This window comes from Micromonospora sp. NBC_01412 (genome assembly GCF_045040215.1).
Lineage (GTDB): Bacteria > Actinomycetota > Actinomycetes > Mycobacteriales > Micromonosporaceae > Micromonospora > Micromonospora rubida.
The window spans coordinates 2,313,217-2,338,573 of the sequence record NZ_CP109528.1 but is presented as its reverse complement, the minus strand read 5'-3'; the positions used below and the strand labels follow the sequence as shown (position 1 = coordinate 2,338,573).

Genomic DNA, 25,357 nt, shown 5'->3' with positions numbered 1-25,357 from the left:
ATGGGCGGCATGAGCGAGCGGAGCGAGCGGGTCGGCCAGCTCGGCGGGAGGGCGCCGCACGGCGTCGGCGGGCGAAGCGGGGTGGCGGCGTGAGCGAGCGGAGCGTGCCCGGCGAGGGGCTGGCGAAGGGGCTGGCCGTCACGCTGAAGACGATGACCCGCCGCTCGACCACCCAGCAGTACCCGGACGTGGCCCCCGAGCTGCCGCCCCGGTCCCGGGGGGTGATCGCCCTGCTGGCGGAGAACTGCACCGTCTGCATGCTCTGCGCCCGCGAGTGCCCGGACTGGTGCATCTACATCGACTCGCACAAGGAGGAGGTGGCGGTGCCGGGCGCCGCCCGTCCCCGCCAGCGCAACGTGCTCGACAAGTTCGACATCGACTTCTCGCTCTGCATGTACTGCGGCATCTGCGTCGAGGTCTGCCCGTTCGACGCGCTCTACTGGTCGCCGGAGTTCGAGTACGCCGAGTACGACATCAAGAACCTGCTGCACGACAAGGACCACCTCGGCGAGTGGATGGGCACCGTCCCACCGCCGCCCGCGCACGACCGCAACGGCGAGCCGGCGAAGGAGGAGGCCACCGCCGCGCGCAAGGCCGCCGTCCCGGCCGCCCCCGCCGCCCGTCCGGCCCCCACGCGGGTACGCCCCGAGCCCGCCGCCCCCGAACCGGGTGCGGTCGGACCGGGTGCTCCCGAGCCGGGTGCTCCCGAGCCGGGTGGCGCCTCGTGACCGGTGTGGACGTGCTGCTGCTCGCCCTCGGCGCGGTGGCGGTCGGCGCGGGGGTGCTCGTGGTGACCACCCGGCACCTGGTCCGGGCCGGGCTCTACCTGGTGGTCTGCCTGGGCGCCCTGGCCGGCCTCTACCTGGTGCTCACCGCCGAGCTGGTGGCCTGGGTGCAGGTGCTGATCTACGTGGGCGCCGTGGTGGTGCTGCTGCTGTTCGCGGTGATGCTGACCCGCGCCCCGATCGGCGCCTCCGACGACCTGGACCGACCAGGCTGGCCGGCCGCCCTGATCGGCGGCGGCGCCGGCCTCGGGCTGGCCGCCCTGCTGGTCGACGCGTTCCGCTGGACGCGGGTCGACCTGCCCGAGCCGGGCACCGCCGAGCGCCTCGGCGAGCAGATGTTCGGCTCCTGGGTGCTGCCGTTCGAGGTGCTCTCCGTGCTGCTGCTGGCCGCCCTGGTCGGCGCGATCGTGCTCTCCCGCCCCGACATCGGCCGCCCCGCGGCCGACCGGCCGGCGCCGGCGGCGGGGGGCCGCCGGTGAGACCGGTCATCCCGTACGTCACCGCCGCCCTGCTGTTCGGCCTGGGCGTGTACGGCGTGCTGCGCCGCCGCAACGCGGTGCTGGTGCTGATGGCGGTGGAGCTGATGCTCAACGCGGTCAACCTGGTCCTGGTCACCGCCGACACCACGGTCCGGGCGCAGCTCCCGCACGCCGGCCAGGTCTTCGCCCTCTTCGTGATCGTCCTGGCCGCCGCCGAGATCGGAGTGGGGCTGGCGATCGTGCTCCAGCTCTACCGCATGCGGGCCAGCGTCGCCGTCGACGAGGTGCCGCTGGCCGAGCCGCCGCCGACCGTGCCGCCGTCCGGGGCGGGCGCGGCGGCGACCCCGGGCGCGTCGGCCGGCGAGGTGACCCGGTGACCGGCCTGCTCGGCGCGCTGCTGCCGGCCGTACCCCTGGTGGCGGGCCTGGTCGGGCTGCTGCTGCCGCCCTCGCCGCGCGGCGCGACCACCGGGGAGGACCCGGCCCGGCGGGCGGCGATCGGCCTCGGCGTGGCCGGGGCGGCCGGGGCGCTGCTGATCGCGGTCGTCCTGCTGGTCCGCGTCGGCCAGCCGGTGCAGACCTCGACCACCTGGGTCGACCTGGGCGGGCTGCGGGTCACCCTCGGGGTCCGGCTCGACGGCGCCGCCGCCCTGGTCGCGGTCGCCGTCGCGGCGGTGGCCCTCGCGGTGCAGGTCTACTCCGTCGGCTACCTGAAACGGGGCCCGCACGACGACGTCGAGGTCGACCACCGCTACCCGCCGTACGCGGCGCAGATCAGCCTCTTCACCGCCGCGATGCTGCTGGTGGTGGTAGCCGGTGACCTGATCATGCTGCTGGTCGGCTGGGAGGTGATGGGCCTCTGCTCCTACCTGCTCATCGCCCACGACCGCCGGCTGCCCGAGGCGCCGGCCGCCGCGATGAAGGCGTTCCTGGTCACCCGGGTGGGCGACGTCGGCTTCCTGCTCGGCATCGCGCTGCTCGGCGTCTCGGCGGGCAGCTTCCGGATCGCCGACGTGCTCGCCCACGACCACTCCGCCGGCATGCTGACCACCGCCTGCCTGCTGCTGCTCGCCGGGGTGGCCGGCAAGAGCGCCCAGTTCCCGCTGCACACCTGGCTGCCCGACGCGATGGCCGGCCCGACCCCGGTCTCCGCGCTGATCCACGCCGCCACCATGGTCGCGGCCGGCGTGTACGCGGTCACCCGGCTCTACCCGCTGTTCGAGCGGGCCCCGGCCGCGCTCGCCGTGCTCGGGGTGATGGCCGCGGTCACCCTCCTGCTCGGCGCGCTCGCCGCCACCGCCCAGGACGACCTCAAGCGGGTGCTGGCCTGGTCCACGGTCTCCCAGATCGGGTACATGACCGGGGCGCTCGCCGTCGGCTCACCCACCGCCGCGCTGTTCCACCTGCTCAGCCACGCCGCGTTCAAGGCGCTGCTGTTCCTCGCCGCCGGGGCGGTGATCCACGCCGTCGGCACCACCCTGATGTCCCGGATGGGCGGCCTGCGCGCCACCATGCCGGTGACCTTCTGGTGCACGGCGATCGGCCTCGGCGCGCTGGCCGGCGTCCCCCCGCTGTCCGGCTTCTGGAGCAAGGACGGCGTGCTCGCCGTCGCCGAGGCCGCCGCGCTGGACGGGGCCGGCCCGGCCCCCGCCTGGGTGGGCTGGCTGGTCTGGCTGGCCGGGCTGGCCGGCGTCGCGGTCACCGCCTGGTATGCCACCCGACTGCTGCTGCGTGCGTTCCTCGGTGAGACCCGGATGCCGCTGGTCCACCCGCACGACCCGCCCGCAGTGATGCGCTGGCCGGTGCTGCTGCTCGCCGTCCCGGCCGCCCTGCTCGGGCTGGCCGCGTTCCTGCCCCCGTTCACCGACCGGCTCGCCGTCGGCGAGGGGGAGCTGGTGCATCTCGGCCCGGCCCTGCTGCTGCCGCTGGCCCTGCTGGCCCTCGGCGCGGGGCTGGCCTGGGCCGGCTGGCGGCGGGACCGGACCGCCGACCCGGCCCGCGCGCTGGGCCCGCTGGGGCCGCTGTTCGCCGCCGGCTTCCGGCTCGACGACGTCCAGCGCGCCCTCGTCGTACGCCCGGTGACCGCCCTGGCCCGGGCCGCCCGCGCGGGCGACGAACTGGTGATCGACGGCGCGGTGGAGGGCACCGCCCGGGGCGCACGCGACCTCGGCGGGGCACTGGCCGGGCTGCACCGCGCCGCGCTGCCCCGGGCGGTGGCGGGGGTGCTGGCCGGCGCGCTGCTGATCGGGCTGGCCGCCGTGCTGATCGGAGGGGCCGCATGACGCTCGGACAGGTCCTGCTCGTCGCGGCGCTGGCCGTGCCTGCGGTCGGCGCGGCCGTGGTCGCCGCCGTCCCCGGGGACCGGGCGGCCCGCCTGGTCGGCACGGCGGCGGCCGGGCTGACCCTGGCGGTCACGGTGGCGCTGGTCGCCGGCGACCAGCTCTGGACCGGCTACGGGCCGCCCCCGGCCGTGCGCCCCTGGCACCAGCTCGACCTGTCCTGGGTGCCCGGCCTCGACCTGCGCTTCCACCTGGGCGTGGACGGCATCTCGTACCCCTTGGTGGTGCTGACCGCGCTGCTCACCCTGCTCTGCTGCGCGTACACGGTGTGGAAGGTGCCCGACGGCGGCGGCAGCGGCCGGGCCCTCGTGGCGCTGCTGCTGGTGGTCGAGGTCGGCATCCTCGGCACCTTCCTCGCCCTCGACCTGGTGTTGTTCTTCTGCTTCTTCGAGGTCGTCCTGCTCCCCATGTACGCGATCATCGCCGGCTGGGGCGGCCCGGACCGGCGGCGGGCGGCCCGCAAGTTCGCCCTCTACACGCTGCTCGGCTCGGTGCTGCTGCTGGTCGGCGTGTACGTCGTGGTGGCCGCCGCCGGCACCGCCGACCTGGTCGCGCTGACCGGCGGGGCCGGGCTTCCCCGGGGCACCCAGCTCGCCGCGTTCACCCTGTTCGGGCTGGCATTCGCGGTGAAGAGCCCGCTCTGGCCGCTGCACTCCTGGCTGCCCGACGCGCACACTCAGGCGCCCACCGTCGGCAGCGTCGTGCTCGCCGGGGTGCTGCTCAAGATGGGCACGTACGGGCTGGTGCGGGTCGCCGTCGGGGTAGCCCCCGAGGGGGCCCGCTGGGCGGCCCCGGTGCTCGGGGTGCTCGCCGTCGCGGCGATCCTGATCGGCTCCCTGGTCTGCCTCGCGCAGAGCGACCTGAAGCGGCTGATCGCGTACTCCAGCGTCGGGCACATGGGGTTCGTGCTGCTCGGGGTGGCCACCCTGACCGCCACCGGCATCCAGGCCGCGCTGATCGGCAACATCGCGCACGGGGTGATCACCGGACTGCTCTTCTTCCTGGCCGGGGCGGTCAAGGACCGGTCGGGCACCGGGGCCCTCGCGGAGCTGTCCGGGCTGCGGGAGACCGCGCCCCGGCTCGCCGGGCTGCTCGGCTTCGCCGCTGTCGCCTCGCTGGGCCTGCCGGGCCTGGCCGGGTTCTGGGGCGAGGCGTTCGCCGTGGTCGCCGCGATCCAGCGGGGCGGGGTGTTCTGGACCGTCCTGGGCGTGCTGGCGGCGGTCGGCGGCGCGCTGACCGCCGCGTACCTGCTGCGGCTGCTGCGCCGGGTCACCCACGGCCGACCCAGCCCCGCGGTCGGCCGGGTCGCCCCCGGCCTCGCCGCCGCCGAACTGACCGCGTGGGCCCCGCTGGTGCTGCTCGCCCTCGCCGTCGGCCTGGCTCCCGCCCTGATCCTCGGTGTCGCCGCCGACCCGGTGGCCGCCCTGGTGGCGGTGCTCCCATGACCCCTGCAGCGGAAGTCGTGAACGAGAGCGGGCTCGGATGAGTGTGGTGCAGAGCGTGGACAGCGTGGCGCTGCTCCCGGCGTACCTCGCGGCCGGCACGGCCGTCCTGGTGCTGCTGACCGACCTGCTGGTGGCGCGGGCTGCCGCGACGGTGGCGGTGGCCGCCGCCGGGTCGGTCGCCACCGCGCTCGGCTGCGCCGTCGTCGGGGCGGGCGGCGAGCGCTCGACGTTCTGCGTCGGCGCCGACTGCTCGTACGTCTTCGGTGGCCGGGCCGCCCTGGTCGGGGCGCTGTTCGCCCTGCTCACCCTCGGGGTTCTGGCGCTGTCCGGGCCGCTGCTGCGGGCCGGCCGGTCCCCGGTGGGCGAGTACTGCTTCCTCCTCGCCTGCTCGATGACCGGCGGCGTGGTGCTCGGCGCGGCCGGTGACCTGATCACCCTGGTCGTGGCGCTGGAGACGCTGACCCTGCCGCTGTACGTGCTCGTCGGCCTGCGCCGGGGGAGTCTTGCCAGCGCCGAGGCGGCGGTGACGTTCTTCGTGGTGAGCGTGGTCGCCACCACCCTCACCCTGCTCGGCGCGGCCCTGCTCTACGCGGTCACCGGCGGCCTGCACCTGGGCCGGGTCGGCGCGCTGTTCGCCGAGCACCCCGACCTGCTGGACGTGCCGCTGACCACGGCTGCCGTGGCGCTGGTGCTGCTCGGGCTGGCGTTCAAGGTGGCCGCCGTGCCGTTCCACGCCTGGGCTCCGGCCACCTACGACGGCGCGCCGCTGCCCGTGGCGGCGTACCTGTCGACCGCCTCGAAGCTCGGCGGGGTGGTGGCCCTGCTCGCGGTGGTCCAGCGGGCCCTGCCGGCGGAGGTGACCGGTCCGGTGCTCGCCGGACTCGCCGTGCTCACCATGACCGTGGGCAACCTGGTGGCGCTGCGTCAGCGCCGTGCGGTCCGGCTGCTCGCCTGGTCGTCGGTGGCCCAGGCCGGCTACATTCTCGCCCCGCTCGGCGCGCTCGCGCTGGCCACCGGCCGCACCGCCGACGCCCGTGCCGCCGCGTACGCCGCCGCCGTCGCGTACGCGGTCTTCTTCGTGGTGCTGGAGCTGGCCGCGTTCGCGGCGCTGGTGGCGCTGCGGCCGGCCGACGCCGACGGCGGCACCCTCGTCGAGCTGCGCGGCGCGGCCCGGCGGCGGCCCTGGGTGGGGGCCGCGTTCGCGCTGGCCCTGGTCGGGCTGGCCGGTCTCCCGCCGGGGCTGGCCGGCCTCTTCGCGAAGGTGACGGTGGTCCGGGCCCTGCTGGACGGGGGCGCGGCCTGGCTGGCTCTGGTCGTGGCGGTGAACGCGGTGATCGGCCTCGCCTACTACCTCCGCGTCGCCGCCCTGCTGTACGCCCCGTCGGCCGACGCCACGCCCGTCCCCGCCCGCCCGGCCGGAACGGTCGCCGTCGCGCTCGCCGCCGCCACCGGCGTCGCGCTGGTCGTCGGCTTCGCCCCGCAGCTCGTGCTGGACCTCGCGGCCCGCTGACCCTGCGTAGATCGCTCCCCGGGCGTGGCCTGATCGGGCAGCTCCTGACCTGGGGCTCAGTCGCCGCTCAGGTTTTTCAGGTAACTCACAGTCATTAGGCGGATGGTTGGTGGGTACCGGATTTGTTGGACCGGTCAGCGGGTCCCGCGTGATCCGCGCACCGAAGGAGCGATCGTGCATCACAACCGTCTGAAGACCGCAGCGCTGCTCGGCCTGTTGACCTCGCTGATCCTCGCGGTCGGCTACTGGTTCGGCGGGAGCGGCGGGCTCGTCATCGCCGTCGTCATCTCGTTGGTGATGAACGGCGTGACCTACTTCTACTCCGACAAGCTCGCGTTGCGCTCGATGCGGGCGCAACCGGTCAGCGAGGCGCAGTTCCCCGAGCTGTACCGGATGGTCCGCGAGCTGGCCACCGAGGCCCGGCAGCCGATGCCCCGCCTGTACGTCAGCCCCACCTCGCAGCCCAACGCGTTCGCCACGGGCCGAAACCCGGCCAACGCGGCGGTCTGCGTCACCCAGGGCATCACCGAGGTGCTTGACTACCGCGAACTGCGCGGGGTGATCGGGCACGAGTTGTCACACGTCTACAACCGGGACATTCTCATCTCCAGCGTGGCGGCCGGTCTGGCCGGCATCATCACCATGCTGGCCAACCTGGCGTGGTTCATCCCGCTCGGCTCCTCCGACGACGAGGACCGCCCCAACCCGGCCGTGCTGCTGCTCACCCTGATCCTCGGCCCGATCGCGGCCACCGTGATCCAGCTGGCGATCAGCCGCAGCCGGGAGTTCCAGGCCGACGCGTCCGGCGCCCGGCTCACCGGGGACCCGCTGGCCCTGGCCAGCGCCCTGAAGAAGATCCACATGGGCACCCAGGCCCGCCCGCTGCCGGCGCAGGGGCAGCTCACCAGCACCGCCCACCTGATGATCGACAACCCGTTCAAGCGGGGCGGTGGCATCGCCGCGCTCTTCTCCACCCACCCCCGGATGGAGGAGCGGGTCGCCCGGCTGGAGCAGATGGCCGCCAGCGCCGGCCCGGTGCAGTTCCAGCGCTGACGCCCGTACCACCCGATCCGTCCGTGCCCGGTCTCACCGGGCCCGGGCGGATCGTCGTGTACGCGACGAGACGCGGGCCATACCCGGTTCACTCCCGGCAGCTGCGGCGTTAGGGTCGCAACGTCTTCCGCTCATTACATCCCTGGAGGTTTCCCGTGGCCGGACTGCGCCAGTACCTGGGCGTCTGGCGGATCCCCGGCGCGCCGATGCTGCTCGTCCTCGGCGTCATCGGCCGGCTCGGGATCGGCATGACGCCGCTGGCGCTGCTGCTCGTCGTGGAACAGGTGACCGGGCGGTACTCCCTCGCCGCGGTCGCCGGCGGCATCTACGCCCTCTCCAGCGCCGCGCTGAGCCCGATCGCCGGCCGGGTCGCCGACCGGGTCGGCCCGACGCCGGTACTGCTGGCCACCGCCGTCGCCCACCCCCTCGCGCTGTCCGGCCTGCTCATGGCGAGCCGCTCCGACGCCGGCAACCTGGCCCTGATCTACGTGGCCTCCGGGGTCGCCGGTGCCACGTACCCGCCGCTGACCGCCGCGATCCGGGGCGCCTGGAACGACCTGACCGGCCCCACCTCCGGCCGGTACCACCTGCGCAACACCGCCCTGGCCGCGGAGACCACGCTCTTCGAGGTGGTCTTCGTACTCGGCCCGCTGCTGGTGGCCGCGTTCGTCCTGTTCGCCGACGCGACGGCCGCCCTGGTCGGCGCGGCGGTGGTCACCCTGGCCGGCACCACCGCAGTGGCGCTCGGCCGGGTGATGCGCGGCTGGCGCCCGCACCCGCACGAGCACCAGGCCAAGGGGCTCGGCCCGCTGCGGGTCGGCGGCTTCCCCGCACTGCTGCTCTGCGTCGCCAGCCTCGGCATCGCGTTCGGCGCCGCCGGGGTGATCGTGCCGGCCTTCGCCGGGAGCCAGCCGACCGACGACCCGGAGAGCCTGGCCGGGCTGCTGCTCGCCGTCTGGGGGATCGGCAGCGCGGCCGGCGGATTCTGGTTCGGCGTCCGTAAGCCGGCGGCGAACATGACCCGCCAGTTCGCCTGGCTGCTCGCCACCGTCGCCGGCAGTTTCGCCGTGTTCGCGGTGATGCCCGGGCCGCTGCCGCTGGGCGTCGCCCTGATCATCGGCGGGGCCACCATCGCGCCCGCGTTGACCCTGGAGAACACCCTGGTCGGGCGGATCGCCCCCGCCGGCATGCTGAACGAGGCGTACACCTGGGTGGTCACCATGTCGGTGGCGGCCAGCGCCGCCGGCGGCGCGGTGGCCGGGCTGATCGTCGACCACAGCGGCGGCGTGTCCTGGGCGTTCCTCTTCGCCGGGGCTGCGGTCGCCGTCGGGGCCACGGTCGCCGCGCTCCCCGCCGGCCCGATCGCCCGGGCCGAGGCCACGGCGGTACGCGTCGAGCAGACCCTCGCCGCCTGACCCGCCCTGCCTCGATCCCCCCAGGACACACTCCGGGCACCGCATGCGGTGCCCGGAGTGCGAGTGCCTGACTGTCGTACCGATCAGACCTGGACGCCCACCCTGCGGCGGATCCGGCTGGCCCCGACCAGGAGCGCACCGGCGGCCAGCAGGCCGCCACCCAGGGAGAGGACACCGGCGGAGCTGTCACCGGTGACCGGCAGCTCCTTGCCGTCTTTATCGTCCTTATCGCCCTTGTCGTTCTTGTCGTCCTTGCCGTGGTCGTCGTCCTTGCCGTGCTGGTTGTCCTTGCCGTGCTCGTCGTCCTTGCCGTCGTGCCGGTGGTCGAACTTGCCATCCCGGATGCAGACGGTGACGGTCACGGGGTCGGAGACCACGATCTTGCGGTAGAACTTACCGATGGCGCGGGCCGTGTTGACCACCTTTCCGGCCTTGACGTCGGCCGAGGTCACAACATGCGGCTTGACGGCGTGGCAGTCGGTGCTCGTGCCCGGTGCCAGCGTGGTGCTGTTGCAGACCACCCGACCGGCCTTCCGGTCGTGGACGGCTACGTCGGTGATGGCGACCGTGCCGGTGTTGGCCACCCGGTAGGTGTAGAAGATCTTGTCGCCCTTGGCCGCGAAGCCGTCGTTCTCACACTTGTTGCGGCAGTCCGACTCGACCCGAGCCTTCTTGTCGATCGACAGGCTGATCTGCTTCGGCGGGACCCGCTCGGTGGTCACGGTGAACGTCGCGTAGTCGGACAGCACCTTCTGCCGGTGGAACAACCCGGAAGCCTGCGCGGTGTTGACGATCTTGCCCTTGGTCACGTCGGTCTTCGTGACGGTGTACGTGCCGGTGCAGGTGGTGCTCGCCCCCGGCGCGAGTGACGTGTCCTCGCAGGTGATGCCGGTGACCGTGTCGTCGGTGACGGTGATGTCGGTGACGGTGATCGGGTAGGTCATGCCCGTGTTCTGGTTCGTCACCGTGTAGGTGTAGGTGACCTTGTCACCGGCCTGTACGTCGGTGGCCGGGGTTGCGGTCTTGGTCAGCCCCAACTTCAGGTCCGCCGGTCGCCTCGCCCCGCAGGTGCTGATGAGCTCGAAGGAGCGTGCGCTTCCGGAGACCAGCACCGCGCTGGCGCCGGTGAGCGTCCCGCCGGCCGGGAGTCGGATCCACGCCTTGCTGGTGCCCATATCATTGACGATCTTGCTGTTGGGGGCGGTGGGGATCGTCCTCGTGACAGTGCCGCTCGGCGTACTGAACGTCGCCGTGACCGACTGGAAGGCGCCGCTGGTGTGCGGGTTGCCCGGCAGGTTGAAAACCCACGCGTCCTCGTTCGGGAAGGGCCCACCGCCGAGCTTGGGGTCGCAGTTCTGGGTGAACTGGGCTGCCGTCGTCGGCACGTTGCCCGGGCTGATGTTGATCGGCGGTGCCGCAACGGCCGGCGAGCCGGCCGCGAGCAGCAGGCCGCCGGCCAGCAGCGTGAAGGCGGCCAGTCGTACGCGGATGCCGGCTCGTGTGCGCGGCGAAGAGGTCTTGCTCATGTGTTCCCCCGTGTCGTGGACTGTTGACAAGGGGGGCAACGAGTAGTAAAAGATGCGCGTCACGCAGGGGAAGGTGAAATCCCCCGCTAGATGGAAAAGGTGCGCTTCTGCCACCAAACGGCCTCGGCTACCCCATCCCAGGGCCGAGGGTGCGTGTCATGGGCGAGCTGCAGACCAGCCGATTACCGGCAATCTCGGCTTCCCGACGACACGTAGAGCGCCCGATGTCGGCCACGGCCAGGGCCAGCACTCCACCCCGACGAAGGCCGCAGCCCGGGCCCAGGTCAACGGCGGCCAGGCAGTGCGCCGGCAGGCCCGAGCGGATCGCGAGCACCTGCTCACGCGACCACGGCCACTTCCAACTGACCTTGCGAGGATGGTTGGCCGTGAGCGCAGAGGCCTGGAGCTTGTACGACGGCAGAGTTGAGCGAGCAAGGCGCTCGTGGTCGCAGACCAAGTCGGCACTACCTGTAGGTGCGCGACTCCGGGCGTGCGTGCTCGCGACGAAGCCGTTCGGCGTCTTCGTCGAAATCGACGGTCAGCCCGATGCGCTGGGCCTGGTGGAGATGACTGCGTTCCGGCGCGGCGGCGAGCTTCCGGCTGTTGGCGTCTACCTGGATGCGGTCGTCGTCGACCATGCCGCCCATAACTGGCAGGTGAGGCTACGGCAGCCGGAGTGACTACCTGGGTGGCGATCGGGGTGTACGGGGCCGGCGGCAGCGTCAGACCAAGGGCGGACCAGGAAGGGACCCCTGCCCCGTTCCTGGGGGGCCAAGGCGCCGATAGCCGCCAGCGCGGCAGCTACATACAGTCACCGGCCCGCTCGGCCCGGAACCGCCCAGGTTGCACGATCTCGGTCCATGATCGCCGATCTACCATTCCCCGGTGAACCGTCTCTTCGCCGCGAGCATGTTGGGTGTCGCGCTCCTTCTTGCCGCCTGCACAGATGAGAAGCCGGCCGACAGCCGACCCGCCCCAGACGACGCCACCCGCCGTGCTTGCATCTCCGTGGCGTATGTAGTGGAGAGGAACAACGTCTTCTTCGCTCTGAATCTCTCCGTCGGAAGGGACACCAGCGCCGCGACCGACTCCGAAGTCAGTGCTGGCGGCCGGGAACTTCTGGAGGCTGCGCAGGAGGCCGGCGAGTTGGATGTGGGCAGCCACGGCAAGGCAGACATGACACAAGCCGAGGCACGGATCGCCGTCGCCCAGCAGAAGTTGATGACGACGTGCCGTGAACTTCTGGGAGATCCACCCTGGTCGTGACCGCCGGTCGCCAGGTGTCGCTGTGCGGGGTGGGTAGCTCCTCGGAAAGCCGGAGCCACGGTGGGTGGGCGGACAGGCCGTCGGCGCCAGACAACGATGACGAACGAGACCATCGGCGACGACGTCTGCCAGGCCACAGTGGGTGAGCCAGCCCCCCGCCAGCCGGGATGGCTCCGGCTTACCTGTAGTTGGTGAACTGAAGGGCGACGCCGAAATCATCACCCTTGAGCAGGGCGATGATGGCCTGGAGGTCGTCCTTCTTCTTGCCGGTGACCCGGAGTTGGTCGCCCTGGATCTGCGCCTGGACGCCCTTGGGGCCCTCGTCCCGGATCTTCTTGCTGATCGCCTTGGCCTTGTCCGACTCGATGCCCTGGATCACCTTCGCGTCGATCTTGAAGATCTTGCCGGAAGGCCGCGGGTCGCCGGCGTCGAGGGACTTCAGCGAGATGTTCCGCTTGACCAGTTTTTCCTTGAAGACGTCCAGGGCCGCCCGGACCCGTTCCTCGGTCTCCGCATGGAGGCTGATCGCCTCCTCGCCCGACCAGGAGATCTCCGCGCCGGTGCCCCGGAAGTCGAACCGCGTAGCCAGCTCCTTCTCCGCTTGGCGGAGGGCGTTGTCGACCTCCTGCCGGTCGACCTTGCTCACGATGTCGAACGACGGATTCGCTGCCATGCTCATGCTCCTGCTGTCCGGGTGGTCAGTGCTCGTACGCGTCGCCCGCCGACCAGCGGCACGACCCCCTGACGGTACCCGGTTGCGCCGGACCGGGGAGTAACCGCTATCCTTGGCTCCGCTGCCGCGCGAGGCGCGGTGGTGACGCCCTGGCGGGTTGCCCGAGCGGCCAATGGGAGCGGACTGTAAATCCGTCGCGAAAGCTTCGAAGGTTCGAATCCTTCACCCGCCACCAGGTGCGAAAAGAAGCCCCTGACCAGCGCGAACGCTGGTCAGGGGCTTCTGTCGTGAGTCCCGCTCAGTCCCGCTCTAGCCCGTTCGATCTCGCTGGCTGTGTCACATGCGTGTCACCGAGATCATCAGGGATGGAAGCCGCCGGGCGGGTTGTGCCAGCGGCGGGGGCGGGTAGGCCGAGCGCCATCTCTACTCGGCGGCGGGCGGCTTCCTCCTGGCCGTAGACGCACTTCGCGTAGACCCGCATGAGGACGTGGACGCTGTGCCCGGCCCACTCGGCGACCTGGGTAGCCGGTACTCCGGCATTGAGCCAGAGCGATACGGCGGCGTGCCGAAGGTCGTACGGTCGCCGGGCCAGCGTGGAGCGCTGCTGTGCCGGCGTGAGCACTTTTGCCCGCGCGTTGCGCCATGCCTTCCCGTAGGTGTTGTTCGGGATCGGTTGGCCGGCGGTGGGCACGTACCGGCCACCGGGGCCGCGCCGGGTGACGAACAGCTTCCCGTTCGATCCGGGCGGGTACTCCTTGACGTGACGGTTGAGCAGCCGCGCGAGCGGCGGCGGCACCGGCACATCCCGCGTGGCCGACTTCGCCCGGTGCTTCAGTCCGCGATCCTCGGCCGTGTTGTTCCCGTCGCCCCAGTCCCGGCCCACAGCCACCGTCGAGCCGGTTAGGTGCAGCACGCCCCACCCGTCAGGCTGGGCGGGCCGTTCGTATTCGTCTTCGCGCAGGTGAAGCACCTCTTCGGGGCGTAAGGCGGCGTAGTACATGCATCCGAAGAAGGCTTCCAGCTCGGGAACGGCCCGCCCAACCTCGGCGAGTAGCGTTCGCGCCTGGTCGGGGTTGACCACCGCTCCCCGGTCGATCTCGTCGGCCATTTTCGGCGCGGTCCAGCTCACCAGGGTCATCGGGTGCGTGTCGAGTAGCCGTAGCTCGACGGCGTACTTGAGAGCGCCGGAGAAGACGGCCCGTTTGCGGGCGATCGTGCTGGGCGACGCGGGTGCGCCATCCATGCGCAGGGCAAGCGTGTCGAGCGCCTTCCGCACTAAGGCGGCGTCGGTGAGCGCTGCCAGATCGACGGTGTTGGCTTTGAGCCAGCGCACGGCGGCAGCCAGGTGGGCGGGTGGCTCCCCAGCGTCGCGGCGAGCCTTGTTGAACACCCACCCATAGAGCGCGGCCCGTAGCGCCTTGTCGCTGGGCACGCCCCGGTCAGTCGACAGCAGGGCCGGCGTGACGGTGGCCAGCGTCTCGGCGATGCCCTTGCGGTGCTTCGCCGATGCGCGCGGCCACTTCATGTCGACGTACGTCACGGCGTGCTCGTACCACGACCGGGCGTTGAGCGCGCGCGCCATCGGCTCGGGTAGGCCGCTGGCCTCATCGAACGCAACGCCTTCCCGCTGAGACACCACCAGCTTTGACCGGAAGCTCTCGGCCAGCGCGCGGGTGGCGAACGTGTCGCGAAACGGCCTGCCGGCCACCTTCCAGCGCACGCCGTAGGAGAAACCCTTGGTGAGCTGGCGTTTCTGGATGCTGTAGACCCGCACGTCGTAGGTGCTCATGCTGCCTCTTCATGATCGTTGAGCCAGTTGTCCAGGTCGCGGCGGCGGACGTACAGGCTGCCGTTCGGGTACTTGATCGTTCGGGGTGCGCGCCCGGTGGCCTTCCAGTTGAAGAAGGTCGACCGGGGCACGCGCAGTTCGTCCAGGACTTCGGCGAGGGTGAGCAGGTTGCCGGTCGGGATGCGGCGGACAGCGGTCATGGGCGGGTGTCCTCCCTCGGGGTGGCGTGGAGGTAGATGCGCTGGAACAGGGGGGACCGGCGGTCGGGGTAGGGCCGGCTGATCTGCTGGATGTGCAGCACTCGGGCGATGGCGTTGAGTGCTGCGGCTGTTTCAGCGGGGGTGCCGTGCAGCCTGATTCGCATCGTGGGTGCCTTCCGGGCGGCGCGGGTCGCTTGTGGAAAGTCGGGATGGCAGTGCGGCAAAACGGTGTAGAGCAGCCCGCTAAGAGCGCCGTAGGCGCAAGATTCGGGCAGGGTTGGTGTAAGGCGTAGGGACGATCCGGCTGTGTCGCTCTCAGCGGGCCACTTCGCGGGTGTCGGTGGCCGGGCCGGCGGCGCGGGAGGGGCCGGGAAGCGTTGACACGTTGACAATCGGCCGGCGCAGCCAAGTTCCCGCAGGTGATGACCGGTGCCGGGGTGTCAACGCCCCCCGTTGACAGGCGTTGACACTCGTTGACAGCGGGCGGGCCAGCGACGGCGTGGGCACTCCCGGGTGATTGCTCGCCAGGTGAGGACTTGCTTGACTCGTCACATGACGACGCGCTGGGTCCTATTTGCTGTCGGCGTTGGACTTTTCGTCGCTGGACTGGCGGTGTTCATTACGGCGATCTGGGTCGACGGGTGGGCCGGCGTGTATTTCCTCGGCTTCCCGCTCGCGATTGCCGGTGGCATGATCACCGGGAAGGCCCTCCGGATCGGGATGCCGGGCGCGGCCTGAGTGACCGTTGGGGTGTCAACGCCTGTCAACGGCTGTCAACGGGGCCCGTTGACAGCCTCGCGGGTGTCCTGAGCTGCGGAAATGTCGTCGTCGGGGGCGGTTGTCAGCGTGTCAACGCTTTCGGGCACCTCGGCTACGGCGCGGGGGTGTAGTTCGTAGCGGCCGTCCGGGCCGTGGCGGACCCATCCGAGGGCGGCCAGTTCGGCGAGTACCGTCGACACCTCGTCCGACTTGGGTAGCCGGCGGGAGACGCGGCGGTGTAGCTCCCGGCGGGTGAAGGTGGTCATGCCCTTGGTGGTGAGCACGCCGAGGACGTGCCGGGCGTTCTCGATCGCGGCGTCACTGCCGATGGTGGTGAGCGCGGCCCGGTAGTGCGCGGCGAAGAACTCGGCGAGCCGGACGGCGTCGGTCATGCGGTCGGCGTCGATGGGGCGGCGCCAGGCGTCGGCGGGGTGGTGGGCGACGTGTAGTAGCCCGGCCAGTCGCAGTGTCGCGCCGGAGAGTTTGTTGCCCCATTCGCGCATGTCGTAGAGGGTGCCGCCTGGCCGTAGCTCAATTTCGACCTGCTCGGCGGCGGCCCGCCGGACGCGGCTGGCGTCGTCGGTGAGGGTGACCACGGCCGGGTCGGTCCAGTCGGCGAGGGCGGCGGCCAGGTCGTGTACCCGGTGGGTGTAGCCGGCGGTGACCTGCTCGGGCACCGGGTCTGTGTCCACGGACCGATATCCGGCCAGTGACCGGGGCAGGGCGAACAGGAACCGGGCGGGTAGGCCGCGCCCGGCGAGGTCGGCGTTTCCGCCGAACTTGCGCAGCACGGTCGGTTGCGCCATCACGCACACGGTCAGCGCCGGCTTGTCCACGCTGGCGCCCTCGCGGGTCTGCCGCTCATTGCTCATCGGCTGCCCCGCGTGGCCCTTCAAGTACGGGTCAAGGTTCGGGGCACCGGAGTACCGGCCGGCGAGGGTGTCGAAGATGCCGCCCTCATCGCTGATGATCGCCATCCGCCCACCGTTGGCGGCCATCAGGCCGATCAACGCTTCGGGGGTGGCGTCGTCCACGATCAGTTTCGGCAGGGTGGGAACGGTGATGGCCTCGGCGGCGATGGCGGCGGCGACCGCCTCGGCGGACGCCTCATCGCGCTTGCCGGGGTCGGTGGCCTTGGCTGCCTGGGTCTTGGCGTGCTCGGCCTGCCGGTCGGCGATGTCCCGCAGAGCGGCGGCCTCGGCGATGCGGGGGCGCATCGCGTCGCCGAGCGTCGACTGTGCGGCGAACAACGGCGCGGTCATCGCCCGATGCACCGGGCTCTTGCGCTCGCCGGGGCCGGCGATGACAGCGGCGAACACGTTCACCGGCTCCCGCCACCCGGCGACCGGCTCCACCTCCAGGCGGCCACCGGCGCACGCGGAGAGCACGGCGACGGCGAGGGTGCCGGCCATGGCCGGATCGGTCTGGGTGAACCGGGCCAGGCCGGTGACCATGTCGCCGAGCCAGCGCGGGAACACGTCGGCGGGGAACGGCGGCGGTGCGGTGTTGGGGCCGGTCAAGGGCACTGGAACATCCCACAGCGGGCCGCCCGCGGTCGGCTGCCCGGTGGTGTCGGCCGGGTCGGTGACGAGGTGGAGACGGGCGGCGGTCATGCGGCCACCTTTCGGGGACGGTGGGAGCCGGCGGCCAGGCCGGATCGGATGGTGCGGTACACCTCGGAGGTGGGCAGCCCGGCCGTCACGCCCGCTTGTTCCAGCACGCTTTGCACGTCGTCGGCGGTCAGCGCGCCGCCGGCCACGAGTTGGCCGAGGGCGATGGCGGCGATGTGGAGCGACCGGTTGCGCTCGCCTGGCGCGGCGCCGGTCACCCGTTGGACCTCGTGGGTGATGGCCGCCCTCACGTACGCCCCGGTGCGGTCGGTGGGCAGGTCCACCAGCACCGGCCGTTGCGGTGGCAGCGGGGCCGGGGCGAGGAGCCCGGCGAGCCATTCGGGCAGCGGGGCCGGGTCGGTGTCCAGGTCGACGCCATAGGGGCGGCCGGCGACGGTGGAGCTGGCGGCGACGACGTAGCCGCCGTTGGCGCGGGTGTCGACCATCGGGCCGAGGGTGCCGGCGGTGTTGCGCAGCGCCGGCCCGTCGTCGGGGTGCCGGTAGTAGAGGTGGGTGCCGCCCCGCCCGGTGCGGACGGTGTAGGTCGGCTCGATGCCGGCGGCGTGCGCGGCGGCCAGGTCGGCGAGCACGGCCAGGCCGTCACGCCCGCCCGCCTCGGCGGGGTTCTTCGGGGTGTCCAGGTCGACCACGACCAGGCGGGACGGCCCGCACGCGAGGCCGATGCCGTAGGGGCGGGCCGACCACGCTCGGCGGATGCGGTCGGGGTCGCAGGTGGCGCGGGGTTCCCATCCGAGGTGCCGGCCGGCGGTACGGCAGCGCGGGTCGCGGCCGGTGCAGTCGTCGGCGGTGTGGTCGGGGAACGCGGGCCGCTTGTCGTCGGGGCGCAGCGGGAAGACGTGCCAGCCTCGTTCGGCGTGAGCGAGCGCGGCGGTGAGCAGGTCGGGCATGGGTGTCTCCTGTTCAGGCGGGCCGGCGGGTGGCGCGGGCGGTGTCAAGGTCGATCAGCGCCCCGCCACGGCCGGTGGGGGCCGGGTCGGGCCGGCGGGCCGGGGTATCGGTGGTGGTGGTGAGGGCCAGGCGCAGGAACACCCGGTGCCGGCCGGCGTCGGTGCCGGTGAGCGGGTGCCGGTCGCTGACCTGGGCGACGTAGGCGACGGCGGTCAGCGCCGCAATGGCGGCGTCGAGTTCGGTCGGGGTGCCGGTCAACCACGCCTCCACTACGCGGCCCGGCGGGGTGCGGGCCGTGCGGCGAGGGCGGCGCGGGTGACGACGTGGCGCAGGTCGGCGAGCAGGCCGGCGAGTTGCCGGCGGGCGGCTGGCTCGGCGGGGGCCAGGGCGACCCGTAGCCGAATCTCGGCGTGGTCGCGGCCGGCGGTGGTGCGTACCCGTACCAACACCGCCCGGCCGTGGCCGGGCAGGTCGACCACGATCTCTGCGGAGCGGTGTTCGCCGAGGTTGCAGCGGTGGTCGCGTCCGCACCAGTCGGTGTGTCCGTCTCGTCCGTTGCGGCGGTGCATTACTTCGCCGCCTTGTACTCGTCCTTGATGTGGTTGATGGCGTGCCGGCCGAGGCGTAGCCGGAGGCCGGTGCCGGCGCAGCGGCGGCACTCCCGCCGGATGCGGATGAGCGGGGAGCGTTTGCGGCCGGTGCCGTGGCAGGTGCGGCACCGGCCGAACGGGTCGATCACACACAACGCCAGGTAACCGAGCGTGACCAGTGTGAGGGTGAGGCAGGGGACGGCGGCTAGCAGGTCGCGGGGGGTCATTTCAGCCTCCAGAGCCGGTTTCAGGGTGTGTTCGGGGAAGGCCGCTAGATTCCTAGCGTCCTGATCAAGGTTCGGATGGCGTCCTAGGGGCGGTCCTAGGTCTAGGAACCCGTCGGTCCTAGACCTAGGACCGACGTCCGGTTAGCTCGCGTCCCGCTTCCGGTTACGCTCCGCAATTGCGGCGATGATCGTGGCGCGTTCGAATCCGCCCCGGTTGGCGCCCTTGCCGGTGTCCGGGTCGGTGCCCCACGTCTGCCCGACCTTCACCCCGAACGGCTTGAGCGCGACGGTGACCCGCTCCCCGTCCCACCCCGCGTAGACCTCGGGCCGCAGCTCGACCAGCCGGGCGGCCACGGTGCGGCACCACACCTTGGCCTCACCAGCGGGCACCACGGCGGCGATGTCGTCGAGCAGGTGGAACGACAACGCCGGGGCTTTGGCGGGTTGCTCGCCGAGGGCGTGCCCGGTGATCCGCCCGGCGGCCTCGCGGGCGGTGCGGGCGCGGGCGGCGATCCGCTCGGCCATCGGCCCGTCGATGTTGACGGTGGTGGTGATCCGGGCGTCTGCTCCCTCACCGACGAAGTAGCCGGTGCCCTTGTCCGTCCAGGCGAACATGGTCGCCCGGACGCCCTGCTTGTACTGCGACGTGCCGAGCACCATGTCGTTCTCGGTCTGCCCCATGACCTTGAGACAGAACCGGGTGGACGCGTTCGCCGAGATGCCCGTCGGCAAGCTCTTGGCGTCCGGCCGCTGCGTGGCGAACACCGGGATGATCCCGAGCGCCGGCCCACGCTTCACCAGGTCGGTGCTGATCGCTTCCAGTTCCTTGCCGAACTCCGGGTGCTCGAACCACTTCTGACACTCATCCACCCCGACGACCAGGGGGTGCAGGCCGAGCACCTTTTTCGACGCCAGTTCCGGGGTGACCTTGTTCTCCGGGCACAGGTCCCGGGGCAGCTCACGGATCACCTTCGCCCTGCGGCGCAGCTCCTCGCGCAGCTCCCGCATCGACGCCACCGCGTACTCGATGTCCTCGTCTTCCTCACCGGCGCGGTAGCGGTGCGCGACCTGCTCCAACGCCGACAGGTCACCGGTGCCCTTGAGGTCGTAGGCGTGGATCTCCGCACGCGGATCGAGCGCGGCGATCAGCAGCACCTCCCGCAACGCGAACGTCTTACCCATACGCGGGATCGACCCGATGACCATCGCCATGAACATCAACGTCAGGTCAACCCACCGGCCACGCGGGTCGGTGCCGAACGGCTGCGGCCGGAACAGGTCCACGCTGCCGGCCTTGAGCAGCGGCCACGTCGGCTTCTTGGCCTTGGACATGTCCTGGTCACCGACCCAGAGCACGAGCCGGCCGGGGTGCACCTCGGGCTGTCCCTCGGGCCACACGCACCCGAGCGGGCGGGACAGGCCAGCGGCCAGCTTTTCCCGCTTCTCGATGACCTCAGTCGAGGTGACACCGTTGGGCAACTCCACGTCGGCGCGCCAGCCGGGGCCGTCGCGGGTGATCGGGGAGGGGAACCAGTCCCTGCCCCGGTCACCCTTGGAAAGGGCCTGGTTGATGCCGGTGATGCTGAGGTTGCCCAGCGCGCGCACCACCACATCCGAGGTCAGTTTCTGCACCCGGGGCACGACCACGGCGGTGTCGAGTAGCGGCTTGTCCGCCGGCCGCCCGAGCACCCCCAACGCGACCAGCAGACCCGCGACGGTGGAGTAACGGGCACCGGCCGGGGCCAGGGCGTAAGCGATGCCCAACGCGGGCAGCACCCCGAGGACCACCGCGGCAGTGACGAACCCCCGCCACCGGACGCGCTGGTCACGCAACCGCGACACCTTCAAATACAACTCGGCGTCGCCCTTGTCGGCCACCGACTGCCGGACGTGCTCGCCTTGCAGGTCGAACAGCCACCGACCCCAGCCAGTCAGCACCCGACCCGCACCGCGCGGCGCCCGCCACGCCAACTTCCCGGCGTACTTCGGCACCCGCGTCAGGTGATACGCCCCAGCGTGGAACAGATGCCCAACCGTCCACCGGGCGGCGTCGCGCAGCTCAGCACGCGACCGCAGCCACGCCGGAACAATCGGCCGGCGCTTCCCGGCCTGCAACCCCGCCACCGTGAAACGCGGCGAACGCTGCGCGGCCGGCGAGTCGACCAACCGCCGGCCGGCGGGCTCATCGGCCAGGTCACTTCCGTCACCGTTAGGGGTGACGGACGCGCCCCGGCGGGACCGGGCGGCGTCCAGGTCGACCACCTCGGCATCCTCGGCGGCGGCGGGGGTGTCGTTCGGATCGGTTTCGGCGGCCTGCCAGTCGAATCGGTCATCGTTTCGGGGGGACGTCATGATGGGGGTCTCCAACAGGTCTGAAGGGATCGGTGGGGGCCGGCGGCGCGGCACGGTTCCTAGGCCATGGGTCGCGCCGCCGGGCAGGGCTACTTGTCAGTTGCGCCGCAGCAGCGGCACGGGGGCGGTCAGATCTCCCACATGGCTCCGCACTGGGTGCAGACCATGTACTTCTTGCCGTCCGCGTAGGTGTAGTGGAAGGCGGGGTGTGCGCAGCTCGCCATGTCGGTCCTCTCGGGTCGTGCCGTCCAGTCGGTCTGGCGGCCTCCGCGTGGGCATCCGGTGATGGGCGGATGCCCCACGGGGGCGGTCAGACCGCGCAGAACAGGGCGGCGACGAACAGCCAGCCGATGTGCCAGGACTGATCGAGGGCGTAGGCCCCGGTACCGAGGGACGGGTTGTCGTCGTGGCCGGGGCGGGGCGTGCCGAGGGCGTAGAAGCGGGCCGAGCCGAGGGCGGCGGCGATGCGCTTGAGCGGGGTCCGCCGATCGGCGATGTAGTGCGTGACCGCCGAAATGGCCAGCCCGACGGCGACGCCGGAGGGGTCGAGGCGCAGGCCGGTGCCGGCGATCAGGAACACCAGGGCCAGGCCGGCGGTGGCGGTGTAGGTGGTGACGTGGGCGGCGCAGGCGATACGGCCTGCCCAACCGGGGCGGCCCTTGCAGTCGGCCTGGTGCTGGGTCTGGACCCAGTGGTCGGCGACCTGGTGGGCAACGTAGAGGGCGACGAACACGGCAGCGAACGCGGCGGCGCGGGTGCCGGTGGGGTCTGGGAACATGGGTGTCTCTCCTGAGGTCTGTTGGGCTGAGGGGTGAGGCCGGCGGCACGGCATCGGTTTCTGAGGCCAGGGGCCGTGCCGCCGGGCACAGCTAGTCGTGGGCGCGGACGAGGTGTGCCAGGGCGGCGCCCATGCCGAGTACGGCGACTGGCAGGACGGATACGGCGGTGGTGATCCACCAGGGGGCACCCGTGGCGGGGGCGACCAGCAGGTGATAGGCGACCTGGCCGAGCGCGCCGACCAGCAGGGACGCGATGGCGGACCACTTGGCGAACCGAAGCGCCCGGGGCGGCACCCGCCCGGACAGCCACACGTACAGCGCATACGCCCCGTACGTCTCGACCCCGATCGGGAGGGTGATTGCGGTGTTGAGGCTGAATCCGTCCGCGATACCGGGCAGCGGGTGGACCACCCCGAACCCGGTGAGTCCGCCGAGCCCGACCCACCCGGACCAGATCGCGACGAACGCGGGCAGGGCGAGCAGCACCACCGGCCAGGCCACGGCTGAGCGGACCGGCGCGGCCGGCGTGTGGTCGGGGGTGGTCGGGCTGGGCGTGTCCGGGTGACTGACCGGCGTGACCTGCTCGACCTGCTCGGCGGGCGTGATCTTCACCGGGGCGGCCGGGGTCGGGTCGAGCACCGGCACGAACTCGGGCACGTCCGGAGCCGGGGCGGGGTCCGGGCCGATCGGCTCGGGGTAGTCCAGCCGGGGCGCGGCCGGGCCATTGGTGTCCGCCTCGGGGGTCAGCAGCGAGCCGCGCAGGATCAGAGCCTTGCGCAGCGTCTCGGCACGGTCGCGGCTGTCGTGTTCGGCCTTGAGGCGGGCGAGGATGTCGTCAGCCTTGGCCGCGCCGATGCGGAACTCCCGCATGAGCCGGTTGCGGGAGGGGATCTGCTGGCCGTCGGGCAGGTCCAGGGCGCGGGCGGCCGGAAGCAGCATGTCGACCGGCTGCGGGAACTTCGTGCCGTTGATGGTCGGGGCGGTCATGACTGATGTCCTCCATCGGAGCAGGTCAGGCACTCGCCGAGCGAGCGCGGGATGTAGTAGGGCTGCACCTTCCGGCAGGTCGGGCAGGTGCGGCGGGCGGTCAGCGCGGCGCGAACCGCGCGGAGCTGGGCGGGGGTGGCGGTGCGCTTCGGCCGGGCCAGGTCGACCCGGTACAGGAAGGCGGCGCGGGTACCGCCGACACCGCGCCAGAGCACCTGCGCGGCGACCGGCTGCCCGGCGGGGCGCAGGCCGGCGGCGCGCAGTTGGCGGCGGGTGGCGTAGCCGGCCGGGGCGCCCCGCCACCAGTAGGTGGGGATGCCGTACCGGGTCCCGTCCGGGTCCCAGTAGGCGGCCCGGATACGTGACATCAGGCCGCGCGGTACGGGTCGGCGAGGGTGCCGGCGGCCAGCTCGGCGGCGGCGCGGGTGACACGAGCCTCGGCCCGGCGCAGCCGCCGCCAGTCCAGGTCGGTCGGGCCGCCCTTGTCCTCGGCGTAGATCAGGGTGATTTCGGCGTCGAGCACGTCCAGTTCAGCGGCGATCAGCGGCCACTCCGTGTCGATCGCGGCCAGGTCGGCGGCGGTCGGCTCGGCGGTGACGGGGGCGAGGTGCTTCCTCACGGGGAACCTCCAGGGGAGTCGATGAAGTGGGGGAAAGCCTCGGGGTGCGACCGGACCGGCCGCACCCCGGGACAGACAGGACCAGGAGGCAGAAGCAACCGCGCGCCAGATCCGGCCCGCTCGCCCCGCTCGCCCGGGATCTACCGGGGTCGGCCACCGTGTGGCTCAAGGCGGGGATGCCGCAGACGGATCTACGCGGCGCTTCTGCTGTGAAGTTCTCAATGAACGACCACACGACCGGCCCGTGAGCGCGCAGCGCAAAGCGCGCCACCTTCCCCGGCTTCCGCTCGGCTTGTCGTTCCTGGCTAGCCAGGTTCGACGGGATGAACGTAGGTCGGCTTGGCTAGTCAGGTCAAGGGGGCGCGGCGAACTTTCTCAACTTGGCTAGTCAGCGCTACCGTGGGCAGGTGAGCGAGAACCTTGACTTCCTCGGTCAGCTAGATCCCGACGACCCCAAACAGGCCTCGCAGCAGATCGCGAACAAGCTGCGGGCGGCCATCCTCACGCGCCGACTCACGCCCGGCGAGAAGCTGCCGTCGCAGCCCGAGCTAGCCACCCGCTACGGCGTCGCACGAGAGACGGTCAAGCGAGCCTTGGACCTGCTCCGGGCAGAGCGGCTGATCGTGTCCCGGCAGGGCAGCGGCGCGTTTGTTCGCGCGCAGACACAGCGGGCAGTCGAGCTGCGTCCGCACATTGAAGCCTCGTTCGACCGACCTCACGTCACCATCGACTTCGCCGGGTTCTCTGGCGAGACGCTGCGCGACGCGCTCGCCGAAGCGCTCGACAAAGTGCGCGTCGGTCGGCTCGCGCCGGAGACGATCGCCGTGCGGGTCCTGATCTCCGACATGACTGCGCCGATGGCGCTGCCGGCACGGGCCGAGACGCAGGCCGACGACCCAGCAGTACGCGAACGCGCGGCGCGAATCACCCGCCGGGCGGCGGACGGCATCATCGATCAGGTCACCGAGCTGGGCGACCTCGGCCTCATCCGGTCGACCACCGTCGAAGTGCGGATGCACCGGGCGTCCCCGCTGTTCAAGCTCTACATCCTGAACAGCGAAGAGGTCTTCTACGGCTTCTACCCGGTAGTTGAGCGCACCGTCTCGATCAAGGGTGAGCCGATGGCGATTTACGACCTGATGGGCAAGGACGTGCCGCTGTTCCACTACGCGGTGACCGACGACGACACCTCGCACGGCACGCAGTTCGTGGAGGCTTCCCGCCAGTGGTTCGACTCGGTGTGGTCGACCATCGCCTACCGGTACGACGGATGAGCGCCGACCTTGGCCGGCTGCTCGCCGGGGTCGGCGCGGTGCTGCTCGACTTCGATGGGCCGGTGTGCAGCATTTTCGCCGGCTATCCAGCCCCGCAGGTTGCCGCAGAACTGGTCGACGTGCTGAGGCGGCAAGGTGTCGACGTGCCGCCCGACCTCGCCAGCGAACCGGACCCGCTTGAGGTGCTGCGCCGTACCGGCGCGGCCGGCGACCACGGCATCACGCGGGCGGTGGAGGATGCGCTCTGTGCTGCCGAGTGTCGGGCCGTCGAGACTGCCGAGCCAACGCCGTACGGCCGGGAGGTAATCGTGGCTGCCCGGCAAGCCGGGATGCCGGTGGCGGCGGTCAGCAACAACTCGGCCGGCGCAGTGAGCGCCTACCTGGCCGCGCACCGGCTCGCCGGGTACGTCTTGCCGGTGGTCGGTCGGGCGTACGCCGACCCGGACCGGATGAAGCCCAACCCCGAACCGATTCTGCAAGCTGTCCTCGCCCTCGGTGAGACGCCGGGCCGTTGCGTGCTCATTGGCGATTCAGTGTCGGACATCGAGGGGGCGCGTGCGGCAGGCGTCAGGGTGGTCGCCTATGCGAACCGCCCGAACAAGGCCGATCTCTTCCGTGGCGCGGCTGCTGATGCGGTAATCAGCAGCATGGGCGAACTGGCTCGCGTCCTACTGGAACCCGGCGGAGTGGCCGGGATGCGGTAGAAGGGATGGCGTGGAGATTCCCGTAGTCCAGCCCTCATCGCTGCCCGAGCCCAGTGTTGGGGTGGTGC

Annotated in this window: 28 protein-coding genes and 1 tRNA gene; 14 read left to right on the top strand and 15 right to left on the bottom strand. The window is 71.9% G+C overall.

Annotated elements, in window-relative coordinates:
• Window positions 1-89: 89 nt before the first annotated feature.
• The 8 genes from OG617_RS10620 to OG617_RS10585 all read left to right on the top strand — a co-directional run bounded on the left by OG617_RS10620 (window position 90) and on the right by OG617_RS10585 (window position 9,025).
• Window positions 90-728 (top strand): NuoI/complex I 23 kDa subunit family protein, encoded by a 639-nt coding sequence (locus OG617_RS10620; RefSeq protein WP_405100857.1) that lies wholly within the window; start codon window positions 90-92, stop codon window positions 726-728.
• Complete coding sequence (locus OG617_RS10615; protein ID WP_405100855.1) at window positions 725-1,264, top strand: NADH-quinone oxidoreductase subunit J; 540 nt, start codon at window positions 725-727, stop codon at window positions 1,262-1,264. Before OG617_RS10620 ends, OG617_RS10615 begins: the two co-directional genes overlap by 4 nt.
• On the top strand, window positions 1,261-1,641 hold the full coding sequence (gene nuoK / locus OG617_RS10610) for an NADH-quinone oxidoreductase subunit NuoK (protein ID WP_405100853.1): 381 nt from the start codon (window positions 1,261-1,263) through the stop codon (window positions 1,639-1,641). Before OG617_RS10615 ends, nuoK begins: the two co-directional genes overlap by 4 nt.
• Entirely contained in the window at window positions 1,638-3,545 is a 1,908-nt protein-coding gene (locus OG617_RS10605) for an NADH-quinone oxidoreductase subunit L (RefSeq protein WP_405100851.1), read from the top strand. Before nuoK ends, OG617_RS10605 begins: the two co-directional genes overlap by 4 nt.
• Window positions 3,542-5,047 (top strand): NuoM family protein, encoded by a 1,506-nt coding sequence (locus OG617_RS10600; RefSeq protein ID WP_405100849.1) that lies wholly within the window; start codon window positions 3,542-3,544, stop codon window positions 5,045-5,047. The genes OG617_RS10605 and OG617_RS10600 overlap by 4 nt, the downstream gene beginning before the upstream one ends.
• Before the next feature lie 37 nt (window positions 5,048-5,084).
• The gene (locus tag OG617_RS10595; protein WP_405100847.1) at window positions 5,085-6,557 is read left to right on the top strand and encodes an NADH-quinone oxidoreductase subunit N; all 1,473 of its coding nucleotides are present in this window, start codon (window positions 5,085-5,087) and stop codon (window positions 6,555-6,557) included.
• Between the two features lie 174 nt (window positions 6,558-6,731).
• Window positions 6,732-7,610 carry a zinc metalloprotease HtpX gene (gene htpX, locus OG617_RS10590; protein ID WP_405100845.1) on the top strand — a complete coding sequence of 293 codons (879 nt, stop codon included), beginning with the start codon at window positions 6,732-6,734 and terminating at the stop codon, window positions 7,608-7,610.
• A gap of 155 nt (window positions 7,611-7,765) precedes the next feature.
• Entirely contained in the window at window positions 7,766-9,025 is a 1,260-nt protein-coding gene (locus OG617_RS10585; RefSeq protein WP_396677242.1) for an MFS transporter, read from the top strand.
• A gap of 83 nt (window positions 9,026-9,108) precedes the next feature.
• Here the strand turns inward: OG617_RS10585 and OG617_RS10580 are convergent, their stop codons facing one another.
• Window positions 9,109-10,551 (bottom strand): LPXTG cell wall anchor domain-containing protein, encoded by a 1,443-nt coding sequence (locus OG617_RS10580; RefSeq protein WP_405100842.1) that lies wholly within the window; start codon window positions 10,549-10,551, stop codon window positions 9,109-9,111.
• Window positions 10,552-11,045: 494 nt separating this feature from the next.
• Between OG617_RS10580 and OG617_RS10575 the strand changes: the two genes are divergently transcribed.
• A complete protein-coding gene (locus OG617_RS10575; protein WP_405100840.1) occupies window positions 11,046-11,231 on the top strand; it encodes a hypothetical protein in 186 nt (61 codons plus the stop codon).
• A 205-nt stretch (window positions 11,232-11,436) separates the two neighbouring features.
• Window positions 11,437-11,817, top strand: coding sequence for a hypothetical protein (locus OG617_RS10570; protein ID WP_405100838.1), 381 nt, complete (start codon window positions 11,437-11,439; stop codon window positions 11,815-11,817).
• A 178-nt stretch (window positions 11,818-11,995) separates the two neighbouring features.
• On the opposite strand, the gene OG617_RS10565 is transcribed toward OG617_RS10570, so the two are convergent.
• The gene (locus OG617_RS10565; protein WP_405100836.1) at window positions 11,996-12,490 is read right to left on the bottom strand and encodes a YajQ family cyclic di-GMP-binding protein; all 495 of its coding nucleotides are present in this window, start codon (window positions 12,488-12,490) and stop codon (window positions 11,996-11,998) included.
• 151 nt (window positions 12,491-12,641) lie between these two features.
• Between OG617_RS10565 and OG617_RS10560 the strand changes: the two genes are divergently transcribed.
• Window positions 12,642-12,725, top strand: a tRNA-Tyr gene (locus OG617_RS10560).
• Window positions 12,726-12,788: 63 nt separating this feature from the next.
• Here the strand turns inward: OG617_RS10560 and OG617_RS10555 are convergent.
• Genes OG617_RS10555 through OG617_RS10545 form a run of 3 tightly spaced genes read right to left on the bottom strand, consistent with a single transcriptional unit; the run spans window position 12,789 to window position 14,643 of the window.
• The gene (locus tag OG617_RS10555) at window positions 12,789-14,279 is read right to left on the bottom strand and encodes a tyrosine-type recombinase/integrase (protein WP_405100834.1); all 1,491 of its coding nucleotides are present in this window, start codon (window positions 14,277-14,279) and stop codon (window positions 12,789-12,791) included.
• Window positions 14,276-14,479 (bottom strand): helix-turn-helix transcriptional regulator, encoded by a 204-nt coding sequence (locus OG617_RS10550; RefSeq protein WP_405100832.1) that lies wholly within the window; start codon window positions 14,477-14,479, stop codon window positions 14,276-14,278. Before OG617_RS10550 ends, OG617_RS10555 begins: the two co-directional genes overlap by 4 nt.
• Window positions 14,476-14,643 carry a hypothetical protein gene (locus OG617_RS10545; RefSeq protein WP_405100830.1) on the bottom strand — a complete coding sequence of 56 codons (168 nt, stop codon included), beginning with the start codon at window positions 14,641-14,643 and terminating at the stop codon, window positions 14,476-14,478. The genes OG617_RS10550 and OG617_RS10545 overlap by 4 nt, the downstream gene beginning before the upstream one ends.
• Window positions 14,644-15,031: 388 nt before the next feature.
• On the opposite strand from OG617_RS10545, the gene OG617_RS10540 reads away from it, so the two are divergent.
• Window positions 15,032-15,217, top strand: coding sequence for a hypothetical protein (locus OG617_RS10540; protein WP_405100828.1), 186 nt, complete (start codon window positions 15,032-15,034; stop codon window positions 15,215-15,217).
• A gap of 35 nt (window positions 15,218-15,252) precedes the next feature.
• Here the strand turns inward: OG617_RS10540 and OG617_RS10535 are convergent, their stop codons facing one another.
• The 10 genes from OG617_RS10535 to OG617_RS10490 all read right to left on the bottom strand — a co-directional run bounded on the left by OG617_RS10535 (window position 15,253) and on the right by OG617_RS10490 (window position 23,311).
• On the bottom strand, window positions 15,253-16,851 hold the full coding sequence (locus OG617_RS10535; protein ID WP_405100826.1) for a YfjI family protein: 1,599 nt from the start codon (window positions 16,849-16,851) through the stop codon (window positions 15,253-15,255).
• Window positions 16,848-17,756: a bifunctional DNA primase/polymerase gene (locus OG617_RS10530; RefSeq protein ID WP_405100824.1), complete on the bottom strand. Its 909-nt coding sequence runs from the start codon at window positions 17,754-17,756 to the stop codon at window positions 16,848-16,850. Before OG617_RS10530 ends, OG617_RS10535 begins: the two co-directional genes overlap by 4 nt.
• 13 nt (window positions 17,757-17,769) lie before the next feature.
• Complete coding sequence (locus OG617_RS10525) at window positions 17,770-18,015, bottom strand: hypothetical protein (RefSeq protein ID WP_405100822.1); 246 nt, start codon at window positions 18,013-18,015, stop codon at window positions 17,770-17,772.
• A gap of 11 nt (window positions 18,016-18,026) precedes the next feature.
• On the bottom strand, window positions 18,027-18,326 hold the full coding sequence (locus OG617_RS10520; RefSeq protein WP_405100820.1) for a hypothetical protein: 300 nt from the start codon (window positions 18,324-18,326) through the stop codon (window positions 18,027-18,029).
• Window positions 18,326-18,574, bottom strand: coding sequence for a hypothetical protein (locus OG617_RS10515; protein ID WP_405100817.1), 249 nt, complete (start codon window positions 18,572-18,574; stop codon window positions 18,326-18,328). Before OG617_RS10515 ends, OG617_RS10520 begins: the two co-directional genes overlap by 1 nt.
• 141 nt (window positions 18,575-18,715) lie before the next feature.
• Entirely contained in the window at window positions 18,716-20,926 is a 2,211-nt protein-coding gene (locus OG617_RS10510) for a cell division protein FtsK (protein WP_405100815.1), read from the bottom strand.
• 310 nt (window positions 20,927-21,236) lie between these two features.
• Window positions 21,237-21,704, bottom strand: a complete 468-nt coding sequence (locus tag OG617_RS10505; RefSeq protein ID WP_405100813.1) for a DUF3307 domain-containing protein — start codon at window positions 21,702-21,704, stop codon at window positions 21,237-21,239.
• A gap of 91 nt (window positions 21,705-21,795) precedes the next feature.
• Complete coding sequence (locus OG617_RS10500; protein ID WP_405100811.1) at window positions 21,796-22,692, bottom strand: ABC transporter permease; 897 nt, start codon at window positions 22,690-22,692, stop codon at window positions 21,796-21,798.
• Window positions 22,689-23,060 carry an RRQRL motif-containing zinc-binding protein gene (locus OG617_RS10495; RefSeq protein ID WP_405100809.1) on the bottom strand — a complete coding sequence of 124 codons (372 nt, stop codon included), beginning with the start codon at window positions 23,058-23,060 and terminating at the stop codon, window positions 22,689-22,691. The genes OG617_RS10500 and OG617_RS10495 overlap by 4 nt, the downstream gene beginning before the upstream one ends.
• Window positions 23,060-23,311: a DUF6284 family protein gene (locus OG617_RS10490; protein ID WP_405100807.1), complete on the bottom strand. Its 252-nt coding sequence runs from the start codon at window positions 23,309-23,311 to the stop codon at window positions 23,060-23,062. The genes OG617_RS10495 and OG617_RS10490 overlap by 1 nt, the downstream gene beginning before the upstream one ends.
• Window positions 23,312-23,718: 407 nt before the next feature.
• On the opposite strand from OG617_RS10490, the gene OG617_RS10485 reads away from it, so the two are divergent.
• Window positions 23,719-24,585 carry a GntR family transcriptional regulator gene (locus OG617_RS10485; RefSeq protein WP_405100805.1) on the top strand — a complete coding sequence of 289 codons (867 nt, stop codon included), beginning with the start codon at window positions 23,719-23,721 and terminating at the stop codon, window positions 24,583-24,585.
• Window positions 24,582-25,289 (top strand): HAD family hydrolase, encoded by a 708-nt coding sequence (locus OG617_RS10480; protein WP_405100803.1) that lies wholly within the window; start codon window positions 24,582-24,584, stop codon window positions 25,287-25,289. Before OG617_RS10485 ends, OG617_RS10480 begins: the two co-directional genes overlap by 4 nt.
• The last annotated feature ends 68 nt before the right edge of the window (window positions 25,290-25,357 follow it).

Excerpts from the sequence above, each read along its gene's own strand:
- OG617_RS10540 (WP_405100828.1), top strand. The coding sequence starts at position 15,032 with ATGACGACGCGCTGGGTCCTATTTGCTGTCGGCGTTGGACTTTTCGTC.
- OG617_RS10545 (WP_405100830.1), bottom strand. The coding sequence starts at position 14,643 with ATGCGAATCAGGCTGCACGGCACCCCCGCTGAAACAGCCGCAGCACTC.
- OG617_RS10550 (WP_405100832.1), bottom strand. The coding sequence starts at position 14,479 with ATGACCGCTGTCCGCCGCATCCCGACCGGCAACCTGCTCACCCTCGCC.
- OG617_RS10515 (WP_405100817.1), bottom strand. The coding sequence starts at position 18,574 with ATGACCCCCCGCGACCTGCTAGCCGCCGTCCCCTGCCTCACCCTCACA.
- OG617_RS10480 (WP_405100803.1), top strand. The coding sequence starts at position 24,582 with ATGAGCGCCGACCTTGGCCGGCTGCTCGCCGGGGTCGGCGCGGTGCTG.
- OG617_RS10600 (WP_405100849.1), top strand. The coding sequence starts at position 3,542 with ATGACGCTCGGACAGGTCCTGCTCGTCGCGGCGCTGGCCGTGCCTGCG.
- OG617_RS10520 (WP_405100820.1), bottom strand. The coding sequence starts at position 18,326 with ATGCACCGCCGCAACGGACGAGACGGACACACCGACTGGTGCGGACGC.
- OG617_RS10595 (WP_405100847.1), top strand. The coding sequence starts at position 5,085 with ATGAGTGTGGTGCAGAGCGTGGACAGCGTGGCGCTGCTCCCGGCGTAC.
- OG617_RS10580 (WP_405100842.1), bottom strand. The coding sequence starts at position 10,551 with ATGAGCAAGACCTCTTCGCCGCGCACACGAGCCGGCATCCGCGTACGA.
- OG617_RS10510 (WP_405100815.1), bottom strand. The coding sequence starts at position 20,926 with ATGACGTCCCCCCGAAACGATGACCGATTCGACTGGCAGGCCGCCGAA.
- OG617_RS10555 (WP_405100834.1), bottom strand. The coding sequence starts at position 14,279 with ATGAGCACCTACGACGTGCGGGTCTACAGCATCCAGAAACGCCAGCTC.
- OG617_RS10530 (WP_405100824.1), bottom strand. The coding sequence starts at position 17,756 with ATGCCCGACCTGCTCACCGCCGCGCTCGCTCACGCCGAACGAGGCTGG.
- OG617_RS10565 (WP_405100836.1), bottom strand. The coding sequence starts at position 12,490 with ATGGCAGCGAATCCGTCGTTCGACATCGTGAGCAAGGTCGACCGGCAG.
- OG617_RS10495 (WP_405100809.1), bottom strand. The coding sequence starts at position 23,060 with ATGTCACGTATCCGGGCCGCCTACTGGGACCCGGACGGGACCCGGTAC.
- OG617_RS10505 (WP_405100813.1), bottom strand. The coding sequence starts at position 21,704 with ATGTTCCCAGACCCCACCGGCACCCGCGCCGCCGCGTTCGCTGCCGTG.
- OG617_RS10535 (WP_405100826.1), bottom strand. The coding sequence starts at position 16,851 with ATGACCGCCGCCCGTCTCCACCTCGTCACCGACCCGGCCGACACCACC.
- OG617_RS10500 (WP_405100811.1), bottom strand. The coding sequence starts at position 22,692 with ATGACCGCCCCGACCATCAACGGCACGAAGTTCCCGCAGCCGGTCGAC.